The sequence below is a fragment of the Enterococcus quebecensis genome (assembly GCF_001730365.1).
Lineage (GTDB): Bacteria > Bacillota > Bacilli > Lactobacillales > Enterococcaceae > Enterococcus_L > Enterococcus_L quebecensis.
In genome coordinates this window covers 172,526-186,804 of sequence record NZ_MIKB01000014.1, presented here as the reverse complement: position 1 = coordinate 186,804, position 14,279 = coordinate 172,526, and the positions used below count along the sequence as shown (strand labels likewise).

12 protein-coding genes are annotated in these 14,279 nt (G+C 34.1%); 9 read left to right on the top strand and 3 right to left on the bottom strand.

Annotated elements, in window-relative coordinates; genetic code table 11:
• The first annotated feature begins 137 nt into the window (after nucleotides 1-137).
• From ispE to BCR23_RS08830, 3 genes are all read left to right on the top strand, one after another.
• Complete coding sequence (gene ispE, locus BCR23_RS08840) at nucleotides 138-989, top strand: 4-(cytidine 5'-diphospho)-2-C-methyl-D-erythritol kinase (protein ID WP_069635128.1); 852 nt, start codon at nucleotides 138-140, stop codon at nucleotides 987-989.
• A 190-nt stretch (nucleotides 990-1,179) separates the two neighbouring features.
• Complete coding sequence (locus tag BCR23_RS08835; RefSeq protein ID WP_141706726.1) at nucleotides 1,180-2,145, top strand: metal ABC transporter substrate-binding protein; 966 nt, start codon at nucleotides 1,180-1,182, stop codon at nucleotides 2,143-2,145.
• Nucleotides 2,146-2,227: 82 nt separating this feature from the next.
• A complete protein-coding gene (locus BCR23_RS08830; RefSeq protein ID WP_069635127.1) occupies nucleotides 2,228-2,917 on the top strand; it encodes a metal ABC transporter ATP-binding protein in 690 nt (229 codons plus the stop codon).
• 184 nt (nucleotides 2,918-3,101) lie between these two features.
• Here BCR23_RS08830 and BCR23_RS08825 read toward each other — a convergent pair whose 3' ends face one another.
• From BCR23_RS08825 to BCR23_RS08815, 3 genes are all read right to left on the bottom strand, one after another.
• A complete protein-coding gene (locus BCR23_RS08825) occupies nucleotides 3,102-4,256 on the bottom strand; it encodes a hypothetical protein (protein WP_141706725.1) in 1,155 nt (384 codons plus the stop codon).
• Between the two features lie 175 nt (nucleotides 4,257-4,431).
• Nucleotides 4,432-5,124, bottom strand: coding sequence for a GHKL domain-containing protein (locus tag BCR23_RS14905; protein WP_240482542.1), 693 nt, complete (start codon nucleotides 5,122-5,124; stop codon nucleotides 4,432-4,434).
• Between the two features lie 625 nt (nucleotides 5,125-5,749).
• Complete coding sequence (locus tag BCR23_RS08815) at nucleotides 5,750-6,502, bottom strand: LytR/AlgR family response regulator transcription factor (RefSeq protein WP_069635124.1); 753 nt, start codon at nucleotides 6,500-6,502, stop codon at nucleotides 5,750-5,752.
• Nucleotides 6,503-6,808: 306 nt separating this feature from the next.
• Here BCR23_RS08815 and BCR23_RS08810 point away from each other — a divergent pair, with 306 nt between their 5' ends.
• The 6 genes from BCR23_RS08810 to BCR23_RS08785 all read left to right on the top strand — a co-directional run bounded on the left by BCR23_RS08810 (nucleotide 6,809) and on the right by BCR23_RS08785 (nucleotide 14,055).
• Nucleotides 6,809-7,825, top strand: coding sequence for a WxL domain-containing protein (locus tag BCR23_RS08810; protein ID WP_069635123.1), 1,017 nt, complete (start codon nucleotides 6,809-6,811; stop codon nucleotides 7,823-7,825).
• A gap of 5 nt (nucleotides 7,826-7,830) precedes the next feature.
• Nucleotides 7,831-8,511, top strand: coding sequence for a WxL domain-containing protein (locus BCR23_RS08805; RefSeq protein WP_069635122.1), 681 nt, complete (start codon nucleotides 7,831-7,833; stop codon nucleotides 8,509-8,511).
• Nucleotides 8,512-8,537: 26 nt separating this feature from the next.
• Nucleotides 8,538-9,215: a WxL domain-containing protein gene (locus BCR23_RS08800; RefSeq protein WP_069635121.1), complete on the top strand. Its 678-nt coding sequence runs from the start codon at nucleotides 8,538-8,540 to the stop codon at nucleotides 9,213-9,215.
• A 21-nt stretch (nucleotides 9,216-9,236) separates the two neighbouring features.
• The gene (locus BCR23_RS08795; RefSeq protein ID WP_069635120.1) at nucleotides 9,237-9,923 is read left to right on the top strand and encodes a WxL domain-containing protein; all 687 of its coding nucleotides are present in this window, start codon (nucleotides 9,237-9,239) and stop codon (nucleotides 9,921-9,923) included.
• Between the two features lie 159 nt (nucleotides 9,924-10,082).
• Nucleotides 10,083-11,189: a WxLIP family cell surface protein gene (locus BCR23_RS08790; protein ID WP_069635119.1), complete on the top strand. Its 1,107-nt coding sequence runs from the start codon at nucleotides 10,083-10,085 to the stop codon at nucleotides 11,187-11,189.
• Between the two features lie 19 nt (nucleotides 11,190-11,208).
• Entirely contained in the window at nucleotides 11,209-14,055 is a 2,847-nt protein-coding gene (locus tag BCR23_RS08785) for a hypothetical protein (protein WP_069635118.1), read from the top strand.
• Nucleotides 14,056-14,279 lie beyond the last annotated feature (224 nt).

The window sequence follows — 14,279 nt, the reverse complement described above, 5'->3', positions numbered from 1 at the left end:
GTTGGAAATTAGAAATAAGATAGTTAACGCAAAACTATATCAATTTTTCAACAATTATATACTTCTCCAACAACATATGTTAGAATTTAAAAGATTGTGAAGTTGGTCAGGTATTGGGATTAGATAGGTGAAAAAGAATGGAAATCATAGAAAAAGCGCCCGCAAAAATTAATTTGGGGTTGGATGCTCTCTATAAAAGAAACGATGGTTATCATGAATTAGAGATGATCATGGCTAGCGTAGATTTAGCCGATCGGTTGACTTTTAAGTTATTACCGAAAAATGAGATAGTGGTCGAAACAGATAGCTCCTTTTTACCAGTAGATAGAAGAAACCATGTGTATCAGGCCGCAGAACTACTGAAAAACACATTTCATCTTACTCAAGGAGTCAAAATTTATATAGAAAAAAAAATACCTGTCGCAGCTGGTTTAGCTGGCGGTAGTAGCGATTGTGCTGCTGCATTGCGAGGGTTGAATCGATTATGGAATCTAGGCTTGTCTTTAGAAGAGCTTGCAGAACTAGGAAGTAAGATTGGTTCAGATGTCCCTTATTGTATTCATGGCGGGACGGCGTTTGTCACAGGACGTGGAGAAAAAATCGAGTTTTTACCGCCAATGCCTCAGTGTTGGGTTGTTATGGTGAAGCCTAAGATGAGTGTTTCTACTAGTTCAATATTTGGTAGTTTATCATTCAATAGTGTACAGCATCCTGATATTGCTGGATTGAAACAAGCGATCGAAACAGATGACTACTATTTAATGACTGAAAAAATCGGAAATACTTTAGAAGATGTGACAATCAAACGGCATCCAGTGGTACAGCAAATCAAAGACCGTATGATGAAATATGGAGCGGATGCGGCGTTAATGAGTGGCAGTGGTCCAACGGTATTTGCTTTATGTGAGAAAAAAACTCGAGCACAACGTATATACAATGGCTTGAAAGGCTTTTGTGACGAAGTTTATATTGTGCGAACATTAAAATAAGCAAGAAATGAAGAGGGCTTATTTCAGTCAACTCTTCATTTTTTTAGCAAAAAATCGGAAATAATAAAATACTTTTTTCATTTTTTAGATTTTCTCTTGACGATAGTTCTTCCTTCTGTTAAATTAGTTCTTGCTAACAAATCGTAAATGTTACGATTTGAATAAGATAAATCGAAATGGAGAAATCAAAATGAGAAAAAATACCTGGAAATATATGGTTGGATTACTTTTAACAGCTACAATTTTTGTCTTAGGGGCTTGTGGAGAAACAAAAGAGCAAGAAAAATCTGGAAAAAGTGATACAATAAAAGTCGTAACAACTTTTTATCCAATGTATGATTTTGCTAAAAATGTGGTTGGCGATGCTGGTGATGTTCAGTTGTTGATCCCTGCTGGAACAGAACCTCATGACTATGAACCAAGTGCAAAAGATATTGCGAAAATAACAGATGCCGATGTCTTTGTTTACAACAGTCATGAATTAGAAACATGGGTCAACGATGTTTTGGAAAATGTGGATAAGAAGAAAGTCGCTGTTGTAGAAGCAGCAGGTTCGATTGACTTGATGGCTGGAGAAGAACATGACCATGATCACGATGAAGAAGCTGACCATGACGAACATGATCATGACCACGAGCTGGATCCTCATGTCTGGTTAGATCCAGTTTTAGCACAAAAAGAGGTTGAAGCTATTCGTGACGCTTTAGTAAAAAAATATCCAGAGAAAAAAGAAACATTTGACAAAAATGCAGCAGCCTATATTGAAAAATTAAAAGCGTTAGATACAGAATACAAAGAAGCTTTTGCAAATGCTAAAAATAAAACATTTGTGACGCAACACGCAGCATTTGGCTACTTAGCAAAACAATATGGATTAACGCAAGAATCGATTGCTGGAATTTCTCCAGACCAAGAACCATCACCGAGCCGTTTGGCAGAGTTGAAAAAATATATCAAAGAACACAACGTATCAGTGATTTATTTTGAATCATCTGCTTCGTCAAAAGTTGCTGAAACATTGGCGCGTGAAACAGGTGTTGAATTAGCAGTGCTAAATCCGCTAGAAAGTATTACGAAAAAAGATCAAGATCAAGGTGAAGATTATATTTCTGTGATGAAAGCTAATCTTGACGCTTTGAAGAAAAGTATTAAGTAAAAAATAAAGGCGGGATAAAAAGTATTAGGCTTTTATCCCGGCTTTCAGTTGTGTATAAGTTTATTATAAAAGGAGAATGGTCATGCATTACTTAGAAGTCAAAGACCTCACATTTTATTATGATGATGAACCAGTCTTAGAAGGTGTTTCATATTATGTTGATCCGGGCGAATTTGTAATCCTGACTGGTGAAAATGGTGCCGCAAAGTCTACATTGATTAAAAGTACTTTGGGGTTATTGAAGCCGACAAAAGGTGCGATCACAATCGCCAAAGAAAATACAACAGGAAAAAAGCTCAGTATTGGTTATATTCCTCAGCAAGTGGCTTCTTTCAATGCGGGGTTTCCAAGTACGGTGATCGAGCTAGTTCGTTCAGGTCGTTTTCCCCGTGGTCGTTGGTTTAAACCATTAACCAAAAGAGACCATCAGCATGTAGAAAAAGCATTGAAAGCAGTAGGAATGTGGGAGATGCGTCATAAACGAATCGGAGAGCTTTCCGGTGGACAAAAACAACGGATTAGTTTAGCTCGTATTTTTGCGACAGACCCGGATTTATTCATTTTAGATGAACCAACAACAGGAATGGATGAAACGTCTAGAAATGAATTCTATCGCCTTTTAAGACACAATGCCCATGATCATGGGAAGGCGATTTTGATGATCACACACGATCATGAAGATATCAAATCTTATGCAGATCGACAAATTCGTTTGGTTCGGAAGGAGGACTCACAATGGAGATGCTTTCATATGAGTTCAGATTCAGTGTGAATTAAGACGAAAATACTATAAAAACATTGTTTCTACCAATCTTGTTTTGTACAAATAAACTTAAAGAAGACCTACTATTCTCAGTAGGTCTTCTTTTTGAATCGAAATTAGTCTGTTCCTGGCTTGTAAAGTTTAATTAAGTTATTTACCATTATACAAAAATTTTCTTCGAACATTCACCTAACTAACCCATGTCAACTAAATCTGAAGTACTCACTTCAAGGATAAACTCAATTGAAAAATACTCTTCATCAACATAAAAAGAGAATGAGGTTCCTCGATATTGAGCCAAAATCTTCGAGATACTATTAAGCCCTGCATTTTTCAAAGCTCTTTTATTATTCAACGCGTAGTCAGCAGTTTCAGTAAGGGACATATGCTGTTCTCCGATATTTGTTAATCTAACATAAAGATGGGCATTCTCTTTTTCTACAGTCAAAATGATTTCATCTTCCAGTTTAAGGTCTTTTTTAGTTAGTACATAGTCAAAGCTAGCAGATAGACAACGGATAAAATCAATTAAACGAATAGAAATATCTATCTCCTGAATGGTTTGAGGAATAACAATTGTAAGCTTGATGTTTTTTGTTTTACACCTGTCCACAAAATGAATCAACAATCCTTGCACCGAAGGAATTAATAAATAGCTCAGCTGCTCATATTGATCATCTTCCAATAAATCCTTTGAGTAATTGGTAATTGAAGCAATATATGCCAATGCCTCTTTTGTTTTACCTTTCTCAACATAACTCATTAAACTTACCAAAATATTACGATAATCATGTCTAAATTCATCAGCCAGCGCAATTTGTTCCATTTCATTATTATATCGTTGAAATAAAAGGGTCTTTTTTATTTGCTGCAAATAATAGCGACTATATAAATAAGCTGTAAGGAAAAAAACGGTACTAAGTGTGAGTAGAATAAAGGTTAAGTATAAAAAAGTAATCAGAGTAGATGTAACGACGGACAGATGTCTCAGGATGCTTAGAATAATCAAAAGAATAGTGAGAATGATTACTGATACTTTATAATTTTTTTGAATTTGGGAAATGGAGTCAAAAATTTTATATCTGAATTCCAATTTTATAATCAACAAAATCAAAAGAAGGAGCAATAGCTGTTGTGCTACTAAAGAAAAAGGAGAAAACTGCTGATAAAGAGTCGCTGGAACTTTTCCTGTTTTAACTAAGAAAAACAAAAGATCATGTGTGAACAACCAAGCAAGAATAACTAGGGAATTTTCTAAATAAAGAAAAAGCCCCATTGACAGCCAATTATTTGAGTAACGGATAATAAATATAGGATGTAGAATTGAAAAAAGAAATAAAACACCCAAAATATAGGGAGCTTTAATGAATAAACTCAACAAAAACTGAAAAACTAATAATGAAGAAAGAACAGTTGTTTGAAAAGGAGAAGTAAATTTTTTGTTTCCTAAAAGCCAAATGGTCTGGAGATAATTTAGTGCAAGCATTCCAGTAAAAACAGATATGTCCATGAATAATCTCCTTTTACGTATGATCAACGTGTTTTTTAAGAATAGTAAATTTAGCAATAAAATGATTGTTTTTCTTAGAAATATTATAGCTACTTTGCTTATAATTATCCAAAATACTCAAGAAGATATGCAGTCCTTTACCTTGATGACCTTTTTTAGTAGAAAAATTATTTTGTAAAAGAGAATTAAAAGGAATAGATTCCTTTTCCTCAAAAGTATTTACAACTTCCACAGTTATTGTTTGGGTGTTTCCAGTGATGTTAATAGCGATCTCAGGCTGATTAGCCACTTCTGTTGCTTCATAAGCATTATCTAACAGTATTGAGAAGCAGCGAATAAAATCAACGACATTCATATCAATATCGGTTAGCTTTTCCGTGATCTGTAAATCTATCTGGACACCTGTAGCTAAACAACGATTTAAAAAACTAGTTAAAAGCCCTTGGATTGGTAAATTTTCTATAACTGATATTTTCTTATATAAATTGGGTGTAAGTAATGAATCAGAATAGTCAATAATGCCACGGAGCAGTTCGAGGGTTTTTTCTGTATCTCCAGACTCTAAATATCCAGTTAAACTGAGTAAAAGAGCTTTATAATCTTTGCGAAACTCATGTGAAAGAGTAATTTTCTTTTTTTCTCGGTCGTGTGTTTCCGATAAAAGAGCAATATATTGTTTTTCATTGTTGTATTTGACTAAAATCAAGATCGTAAATCCAATAAATAAGGTATAACCGATCACAATAAATGAGCTGTAGAACAGGGAAGAAAGGTCACCACTCAAAACACTGATCTGTTTAAGATTGATAGATAAGAATAGAAAAAATAAAAAGATTGTTGATAGGAATTTATAATTTTTAGGCAATAAAGCAATTGAATGCGTAAATGAAAATCGTGTATTTAAATAATTCGTCAATACAATAAATAAAAAAAGTAGAAATTGTTGTAAAAAAATAAATAGAACTAAAAAAGCCATATATGTACTAGTAGAAATTTGTTGATTAATGTACAAAATATCCCATGTATCTAGAGTTGGTATCCAAGATAAGAGAATTAAAGAGTTCTCAAAACTAATCAATAATGAAGGAATAAACCAATTTTTTAACCGTCTCATAGAAAAAGTAAACTGGAAAAAATAGAAGGGGAGTTTAAGTATGGTTACGTATTGATAACTAATAAAAAAAGCTAAAGTAAATTGTAAGAGAACAAAGCACGTTAAAATCAGACTTTCACGCAAGTTTAGTAATTTTTTATAGGTCACGAACCAAATGATTTGTAGAAAGTTTAAAGCAATTAGAGAAGTAAGTAGTGACGTATTCAATAAAGGACTCCTATAAAATTTTTTTTATTTTGTCAATAATTTTTATGCCGACTAGCAATTCCTGACCATCGGAAAAAGTAATCATACCATGTCGTCTATCTACAAATGTAATGGCGGACAAGTTAATAATGTATGATTTCAAAGATGTTAATAGATAAGGCTGATCTAATAATGTTTTTATTTTTCCAATTCGTCCATCAATTAAAATATCTTCAGACAAAGTCTTGATTAAAATCCTTCCCCTCATTCCTTTTAATGATTCAATATAAAGAATATCTTTGCAATTAAGATAGACATTTTCTGTTCCATTGGTCAACATTACAACATCTTCATCTTTTCGCCAATAACTTCTTAAATTATTCTCTACTTTAGTCAGTAATGTTTGAATCGACTCGGTCAAGTTTGATGCCGTCGAAAGATCTTTAACAAGATAACCTAACGGAAAGATATTATTGTTGATGATCGAAATGGCTTGATCTTCAAGGCTAGTAAGAAAAATAATCATACATTTGGTATTTTTTTTGCGAACCTCTATTGCTAAATCTATTCCAGAAAAAGTAGTTTTTAAATCGATATCAAAAATAAAAATATCTGTATCACTTATCGGAAGTATTTGAAGTTCCTCCATAAAAAATAAATGATTATCAACAGGAGAAACCTCAAAATGAATAAAACGAGAATGATAGCTTTGTAAAGATTGGATAATTCCTTTTCTATATTCATTGTCATCTTCTATTATGTATACTTTTGCAGTGAGAGTCATCGATCTCCTCCTTTGTTTAGGATAATTAAAAGCAACGAGTTAATTAAATAATTTTAATATATTTTAGATTATATTTGCAAAAAAAGAAAGTATTTGTTAACTAATATCAAAAAAATGCTCGAAAGTGACGATGAAGCGCTTACAAGGAATTTTTTTAAAAAGTTGGAGATTGTAGTATTTAAAGAGTATTAGAACAGCTTCTTTTAGATACATACAAAATTACGATCAATAATTTAGGTAAAAGGGCTATTCCAATACAAAATAGATTTTTGAGCAAGAACAAAAAATATTAAGGAGGTGTTTTTTATGAAAAGGGAACGATTGCTTCTTTTATTTCTAGTGTTGGCCTGTTTTACATTCTACCCTAAAACTGTCTCAGCTGTCGAACAAAACGCTGGAAATAAAGCAAGCAGTCAAGTAAGTATTAGATTTTTAAAAGACAATACACCAATAAAAAACGGTAAATTTCCTGATACACTGGGGAATTTTCTAGGGGACTTGGGTGTTGGAGATGGAAAGAGATTACCACAAACAGGAGAAATTCTGACGATTGTTGGAATCGCACTTGGATTCCTACTCATCTTAGCCGCAGGCGGCATTATTATTTACAGATATATATTAGGAGGAAGAACAATGAAATTATGGAAATCAATGTTAGTAACAACGGTTGTATTAGGTGGACTTGTAAGTCCGACTTTGGCATTAGCTGATAACACAGCTGGAGATAAAGAAGAAAATAAGGATGCAACATCTTATGGAACAGTTGAATTAAAAGCTGGTGAAGAAGAAGAGGGTAAGCCAACTAATCCAGGAGGAGAAGAAGGCGGAGGAACTGGTAATACAGGACGTTTAGCACTTGTGTTTGTTTCACCATTAGATTTTGGCACGTTCCAATTGACAGGGAAACAAGAAATCATCAAAGCAAAAAATACAGCGCCAAATATCGAAGTAAGAGATATTCGCGGAACAGCAAAAGGTTGGACTGTCAGTGTCTCAATGTCTGACTTTGTACAACAAGAAGACAATAAAGTTACATTGAAAGGTGCAGAGTTGTACTTACCGATGGGAGAAGCAACATCACCAGATAAATTAACAAATGGAAAACCGACACCTATCGAAGTGAAATCTGTAGAGAAAGATCCTCAACTAGTATTTGTCGCTAACGATAAAGAAGGTGCTGGAATTTGGCTGAATGAATTTGGTAAAGATAAGATTGAACTGAAAATTCCTCAAGATGCTTTAGTAGGAAATTATAAAGCGGAATTAAATTGGACAATTGCAACGACACCAACTGGAACAGAAGAAGAAACTAAAGGAGAGTAATAAAAATGAAAAAGACAATTATTTTAAGCAGCACAGTTATTTTAGGGGCATTATTAGTGGCAGGGGCAAATGCAGCACATGCAGATGAAAAAAATCCATTAGTAGCAGCTTCACAGGCAACGTTTGAATTTACACCAGCAGATCCATCTGAAACAAATCCCCCAGTGGATGAAACTAAACCAGTTAAACCAGAAACAGGCAATAAAGGTCCTTTAGTAATTGATGCTGTTTCTAAATTTGCATTTGAGTCAGCAGAGATCAAAGGTGGAGAAACAAAAACAAACGTAAAGGTTCCAACTGGTGAAACAATTGGTATCCAAGTAACTGATAAACTAGGAACAGCAAAAGGTTGGGCAGTTCATGCACAAATAACTGACTTTACAGAAGAAACCAATGAAACTCAAATTTTAAGAGGTGCATACATTACTGTACCAGCAGGAACATTCTACACAAGAGCTGATGGAGATATGAATAATCCGCCAGTAGCAGCAGATGCAGCAGGAACTGTAATTGGTAAAGATGCTGCATCAAAAATTTTATTTGCAACTGAGGGTAAAGGTAACGGTTCTTGGGTCAATGATTGGGCAGATGAAGTAGAATTAACAATTCCAGGCGGAAACTTACTTGGTAAATATAAAGCAGCAATCACATGGACAATCAGCGCTGCACCAGCTGGAAACGAGTAAGTTTAAACAAGGGAAGGACTCTTTAAATGAAAAGAATTAGTTTAATAATAGGATTAGGAATGACAAGTTTATTGTTTGTAAATGTATCAGCAGCTTTTGCTATAGATACCCCTGTAAACAAAACTTCGTCTGCTGAAGTAGAAGTAACAAAATCTCAAGGTAGTGGCGGAGCGGAACCAGAAGAACCGATTGGTGAACCAGGAAAACCTGGTATTGGGTCTGGCGATTTTACGATTAATGGACTCTCAGACTTCAACTTTGGAAAAATTGAAATGGGTAAATTAGGAAAAGCAATTGTTGCAAAAGATCGAAAATTAGGATTAGAAGTAATTGATGAACGAGGATTCGGTTCAGGTTGGAATGTTCAAGTAGTTATGGGTGAATTTAAGTCAACAGAAGAAGGCAATAAAAATACAATTGCTAAAGGTTGGAAGTTAGTCATTCCAGCAGGAACAGTTACCAGTAAGTTTGGAGATTTGGCTAATCCACCTAAATCTCATGAAGTTATTATTGATAAAATGGCGGCTTCAGTTGTATTTTCAGCGGACAAAGATTCTGGTTTGGGAACATACACGAATGTTTTTATGGATGACAAAACAACAGATGAAGAGAAATCAGTTCGTCTTTCCATTCCAACGTATGCAAAAATCGGCAAATATAAAGCAGATTTAATTTGGGTTCTAACAAATGCACCAAAAAACTAAGGGTAAGATAGGGAGAATAAAATGAAAAAACACACACTAGTATTAGCTTCATTAGCATTAGGATTATTAACGGTAGGTAGTCTTCAATTAGAAGCACAGGCAGAAAAAAAATCAGATGCAAATTCAATTACAACCATCAAGATGTTACCTGGAGATGAAAATGCTGTTCATCCACCTGTTGATAAAGATAAAGACGATGAAGATGAAGAGAACGAAGGAACTGGTAACAAAGGTACACTTACTATCGATCGTGTACCAAACATAAAGTTTGGTGACATCAACATCAATGGATCTGATCAAGTAGAATATGCTAAAAACAGCAATCCTTACACTCAAGTAACAGACGTTAGAGGAACATCAAATGGCTGGGCATTATATGTAAAAGCGGATGAATTTGCTAGTGATAAAAATGAAAAATTAACAGGTGCAGCTCTGACCTTAAATAAGGGGAACGTTGTTACAAATAGTACAGGTAAGACAATTACACCGCCAATCGCAAATAATGTAACACTAACAAAACAAAACCAAAAAATTATGACAGCAGCAGCAAAATCTGGTGAAGGTACTTGGATGCTTTCATGGAAAAATCTAGAACAACAAGAAAAAAACAAAAATATTCAATTGTCAATTTTAGCTGGTACAGCAAAAGCAAACACTGAATATAAAACAACGATCTACTGGGAACTTCAAGACGCACCTGGAAAATAATTATAAATAGAAGAACCAACAGTTAGATTCAATAGTTCAAGTAATGAAACTGAGAAGTACAATGAACGATTAAGTACTTCTCAGGATAATTACTTAATCAGAGAATATACCTGATAGGCTATGTTAAGTAGCAATTTTTATTACATAGGAGGAAATAACATGCAACATATAAAAAGAAGCTTATATGGTCTACTTAGTTTAATCATCTTACTAACTCTATTCACATCACAAGCAAAGGCCGCTGATATGGACTATTCAGTCAGTGCGAAAATACCAGAAAATCAAATTGATAAATCACAATCTTATTTTGATTTAAAAGTAAAACCGGGTGAAAAGCAAGACCTAATTCTTAACGTTACCAACTCTGGAGACAAAGAAATTGTCATCAATATTGTCCCGAATGTTGCAACAACGAACCAAAACGGTGTAATAGATTTTAGTGAAAAAGACCGCAAAATTGATTCAACCTTAAAGTATCCTGTAACAAAACTACTTTCAAAAGCCCAAAAAGTAACAGTCGCCCCTTTTGAGAAAAAAGAAGTGATTTTTAACTTGGAAATGCCAAAAGAAGAAATCCCAGGCAGAATTGTCGGTGGATTTTATATTAATAAAGAAGAAAAAGAAGACAACAGCAAACAATCAGGTGGCGTGCAGATTTCTAATAAATATGCCATGGTTGTGGGCTTACAATTAAGAGAAAATGACGAAAAAGTTGCACCAGAAATGATATTAAACGATATCAAACCAAGCTTGATCAATTACCGAACAGCAGTAACGGCCAATCTCCAAAATACCAAACCAACATTTCTCAACGGATTAAAAGTGGTTGCTAAAGTAAGTAAAAAAGGTTCAACAGAAATTCTACATGAAACAACAAAAGAAGCAATGGATATGGCACCAAACTCAAACTTTGATTTTCCAATCAACTGGGACAATCAAGAATTAGCTGCTGGAAAATATACAATGAATTTAGTTGCTAGCAACAAAGATGATGAATGGACATTTAAGAAAGACTTTGAAATTACTGCGAAAGAAAGTAAAAAATTAAATGACGAAGCTGTTGAATTAGTGAAAGTACCAAATTACTGGCTGATCGGCGGAGTAATTGCGGCAATCGTGATTACTATCTTTATCCTTATCCTAGTAATTGTGAAAGTGATTAGCAACAAAAAGCGTAAAGCAGCTAAGGAAAGAAAACGTAAAGCCAAGAAGCAAAAACAAGAACAACAAAGAAAACGCAAAGTAAAACGAGACAACGACAAATAGTTAAAAAGGGGAGAAAAAAGTGAAACAACGAATAAAATCAATCTGCTTACCATTTTTCTCTCTGATTTTAATCAGTTTATTTCTAAATATAAACCAAACGATAGGGCTTGCTGCTGCAAGTGATTATTTTACAGAAGTGGATACGAATGGGGATATTTTAACAGGTACGGTTTTTTACCCAGATAAGCCAGTAATCAGACCAGAATATCAAGGATCGTGGGAGACGTTATTGAATGATATTGTTGATACATCCGGGAAACCTTACTTTACTAACTTTGGAGAAGCTAATAAACGTGAGTATAAAAAAGGCACGACAATTTTTTATAAAAATGTAGGTATTCATAATAAAAGAAGTCTCTCATTAAAAATGACTTATGTTCAAGGAGCGACTGGGATCAGTACTGATTGGTGGTACGGAACGTGGTTAAATGAAGATGGCTCGTTAACTCAACATACTTTAGGAACTTCAGCCGCCGCCGAAGCCATGTTAGCCTATCAACTTGTTTATACGGATACAAAGGAAGTAGTAAAAGATGTTTATTTAGAATTTCCTCAAGTAATTTTTAATCATCAAGGATATAACTCGAATCATAAAAATTATTCGTATAATTCATTTGATCCGAAGGGGTTGAAGAAAGTTTATTTGACGAGAAGTCGGGATATACAACCGACTATCGTAGAAATGGCTAAGGGGCCTTTAACTGGGAAAGAAATATTGCAAGCAAAATTAGCAGACACATTTAAAGCAGAAATACCAGAAAATTTTATTATTCTATCAGACAATAATTCCGAGATGATCTTAGGTGTGTTGTGTGTGTTTGCTTATATGCCAAAATTCAATATCTTTTCAAGTTCGGTCGAAGTCCCAAGTGTTCCGACTTATATGACGCCAAAAATTGAAGGGAAAAAAACAGTAACTGATTTTCAAGCGAGCTATACAATAGAACAATCAGTGAATGCCACCTACGATCAATATTATCCTGACAATGTAACGGTACTCTTAGAAGATAAGGAAGAAATTTTTACCTCAATGGAGCCAGCCGCCATCAAGATAACAGATCGAAGTGGTAATAACATCAAAGATAAAGTGATGATCAAAGAACTGGCAAAAGATACATTAGCAATCATAATTCCTAATGCTACATTGAAAGAGCTAAAGAGCAACTCTGTCAAGATCGATGTTGACTTTGCTAAATTAGATTTGGATAAAGTATTGGCTCTATACAACACTGAAAGTGCTTCTGCTAAAGTTCCATTATCAGTATCTAACACTAGAAAAAAAGCTGCTGAAGAAATTGGGTCATCTAAAAATGAAAGTACAGCAGAAATTCTACCTTTGATTTCGGCAACAGCTATAGCAAAAAAAGTACCGATCAACACTACTACAGCAGATTTAGCAATAGAGCAATTAGTAACTGATTTGCAAAGCAATATCCCTGGTGACATCGTTAAAATTATTGGTATCACAGAAGAAAAAGTGTTTGATACCGTAAAAAAAGACTCAATTAAAATTAAGATTCAAAGTCAACGTCTTCCCGAATTGACAAGGGACATTTCAGTGTCGATAGATGTGACGGATGACCTGATTACTTCATCATTTTTTGAAAATCAGTCATGGATCATTGATCAAGTAAACACTCAACTAGCACCTAAAAAAATCAATACAAACGTCTATATGTCTGATTTAGCAAAAATAATGCAAATTAATAGTCAAAATAAAGGATCTTTTAAAGGACAGCATATTCCTAAAACAATCCAATATTTAAGAAACCTAGACTATCTTGCTTTAGGTGAGACGGATTTATCAGGCCAATTACCAGAAGAGTTAGGTTCTTTGACTAAAATGACTGTTCTCTCTATTTTTGGTAATTCATTCACTGGGGGTATTCCTGAAAGTCTCAGTAACTTAAAAGAGCTGAGAAGCTTAAATTTAAGTAGAAATAATTTGATTGGAAGGGTGTCAAAAAGCTTAATGGCTTTACCGAATTTGAGTTATCTAAAGTTAGATGACAATCAATTAGTAGGACAAGTACCAGAAAGTGATACACCTTTTATTACAATAGATATCAGTAATAATCAATTCACGTACAATTCAGCTGAAATCCCAGAATTTCTGGCTAACTCAGTTGAAAAAAAATATACGGGCACCTTTTTACAAGATTTGTCATTAGCTGGAAAGCCAGCACTTAGTATTAAAGATAAGCACTTAAGCACGATTAAACCTTTTGATGAAAGCAATCAAGGCTATTTTAACTTACACGCAATGTCTGAAAACCAAACACAACTTTTTTCAGGGCACACGTATACGATTTTAAATGATGTAACCAAAAAGGTGCTATATGAAGGTAGTTGGGATCAAGAGATAACTATTCCTTACGAAAAGGGAATGGTCTACAGTGTAATCTTAGATGAAGCACCATTAAATCCAAATAACAGGTACGTCATAAAAACAAAGATCCCAGAATTGAAACTCGAATCGTTACCATCCGTTATGTCATTTGGACTCTCTTTAGGGGGGCACTTAAAAAAGGCAGTCGATTTGGAAGGAAGCCTAACAATATTTGATAATCGAGATACAGGAAATTGGAAATTAAGCATGACGCCAAGCAGACTAGTCTCTGAAACAAAAATATTAAAAGGAGAATACAGTTATATCGATTCAAACGGTGTAGAGACAAGTATCGTAAATGACCAAAAAGCATCTATTGAAACAGGGATTAGTGATACTGAAAATGAATTAATTGAAGTCTCAAATAACTGGAACGAGAAACAAGGCCTACAATATACAATGAATGGTTCAAATTATTTAGGTAGCTACAAAGGCAATGTGATATGGACATTAGAAGATGTGCCAACTTCAAATTAGAAGAAACATTTTTTCTAATACCGCTGTGAAAAGCCAACGATTGAAGAAAAAGTGATCACTTCTGGATATTGGATGCTAGAGCATTGTAAAAAGTGCATCGTTAATCAAAAAAATTAAGGTAGCGAGAAGGGAAACTCACTAGTAATACAAAGTTGTTGGTACTTTGTGTATTTTGAAAATAAATCGTCAAAAAACGTAAATTTCTATAAAAGGAGCATATATTG

Excerpts from the sequence above, each read along its gene's own strand:
- ispE (WP_069635128.1), top strand. The coding sequence starts at position 138 with ATGGAAATCATAGAAAAAGCGCCCGCAAAAATTAATTTGGGGTTGGAT.
- BCR23_RS08835 (WP_141706726.1), top strand. The coding sequence starts at position 1,180 with ATGAGAAAAAATACCTGGAAATATATGGTTGGATTACTTTTAACAGCT.
- BCR23_RS08830 (WP_069635127.1), top strand. The coding sequence starts at position 2,228 with ATGCATTACTTAGAAGTCAAAGACCTCACATTTTATTATGATGATGAA.
- BCR23_RS08815 (WP_069635124.1), bottom strand. The coding sequence starts at position 6,502 with ATGACTCTCACTGCAAAAGTATACATAATAGAAGATGACAATGAATAT.
- BCR23_RS08810 (WP_069635123.1), top strand. The coding sequence starts at position 6,809 with ATGAAAAGGGAACGATTGCTTCTTTTATTTCTAGTGTTGGCCTGTTTT.
- BCR23_RS08805 (WP_069635122.1), top strand. The coding sequence starts at position 7,831 with ATGAAAAAGACAATTATTTTAAGCAGCACAGTTATTTTAGGGGCATTA.
- BCR23_RS08800 (WP_069635121.1), top strand. The coding sequence starts at position 8,538 with ATGAAAAGAATTAGTTTAATAATAGGATTAGGAATGACAAGTTTATTG.
- BCR23_RS08795 (WP_069635120.1), top strand. The coding sequence starts at position 9,237 with ATGAAAAAACACACACTAGTATTAGCTTCATTAGCATTAGGATTATTA.
- BCR23_RS08790 (WP_069635119.1), top strand. The coding sequence starts at position 10,083 with ATGCAACATATAAAAAGAAGCTTATATGGTCTACTTAGTTTAATCATC.